The following is a 1270-nucleotide window of genomic DNA, read 5'->3' on the forward strand; positions in this document are numbered from 1 at the left end:
CTGTGGGGAGGGTGTTGTGGCGAGGAAGATCGCGTGGGAGGTTCGCGCGGGGGCGTTGCGGGCGTTGGCTGGTGGGCAGTCCGCGGCCGGGGCGGCTCGGGCTGCGGGAGTGTCCGAAGGGGCGGTGCGGCAGTGGGCGAGACTGGCGGGTATGGAGTTACGCAGAGGCCGTGTCGGGGGAATCACCCCCACACCCGCTCCCGTGAACGCGGTCGCGGGTACGCAGTCGAAGTCGCAGTCGGGGTCGTATCGGCGTCTCACGCTCGCGGATCGGGTCTTCATCCAGACGGCCAGGGCGCGGTCTGAACCACTCGGGGTGCGGGCGATCGCGCGCGAGCTCCGGGTGACGGCCTCGACGATCTCGCGTGAGATCAACGCGCATCAGGTCCGGCACTGGGGGCAAGCGCGTTACGATGCCCAGATCGCGCACCAGCAAGCCCTCGCGGCCCGCTCCCGCACCCGGGAAGGCAAACTCGCCGATCCGGTGCTGCGGGGCGAGGTCGTGTCACGCTTGAATCAGCGGTTCTCCCCGCAGCAGGTCTCCGGCCAGTTGCGGCGGACGTTCCCGGGCAGAGCGGAGATGCAGGTGTCACACGAAACGATCTACCAAGCCCTGTACGTGCAGGGCAAAGGCGCGCTCAGACACGAGCTGACCGTGGAGAAAGCCCTGCGCACAGGCCGGACCGGGCGGGTGCCCCGGTCCCGGCTGCCCCGCCGCTCCAGCCGCCCCTGGCTCGCGGGGGCCACACTGACCGAGCGTCCCGCCGAGGTCGCCGATCGTGCCGTTCCCGGGCACTGGGAAGGCGACCTGGTCGTCGGGCCGCACAACTCCGGGATCGTGACGCTCGTGGAACGCCAGACCCGGTTCGCGCTCCTGGGACGCCTGCCCGGGGTGAGGGACTCGGCCACCGTGATCGAGGTCCTCCAGCACATGATCCAGCAACTCCCCAGGGAACTGCTCCGCACGATCACCTGGGACCAAGGCGCCGAGATGGCCGGACACGCCCACTTCACGATCGCTACCGGCTGCCGCGTGTATTTCTGCGACCCGCACTCGCCCTGGCAGCGCGGCACGAACGAGAACCTCAACGGCCTCGTCCGAGACTTCTACCCCAAAGGCACCGATTTCAACACCATCACCGACGCCGACCTCACCAACACACAACGCCTCCTCAACATCCGCCCCCGCAAAACCCTCGACTACGCCACCCCGTATGAGAAACTCGAAACCCTAATCACCGGTGTTGCGCTCACCACCTGAAACCACCCG

The 1270-nt window shown here is 68.4% G+C and carries 1 protein-coding gene; it reads left to right on the forward strand.

Features of this window, described 5'->3' with window-relative positions:
* The first annotated feature begins 202 nt into the window (after positions 1-202).
* The gene (locus tag ACYVIH_RS08640) at positions 203-1261 is read left to right on the forward strand and encodes an IS30 family transposase (RefSeq protein WP_460868233.1); all 1059 of its coding nucleotides are present in this window, start codon (positions 203-205) and stop codon (positions 1259-1261) included.
* Positions 1262-1270: the final 9 nt, after the last annotated feature.

The organism is Nocardioides pakistanensis, assembly GCF_054781215.1.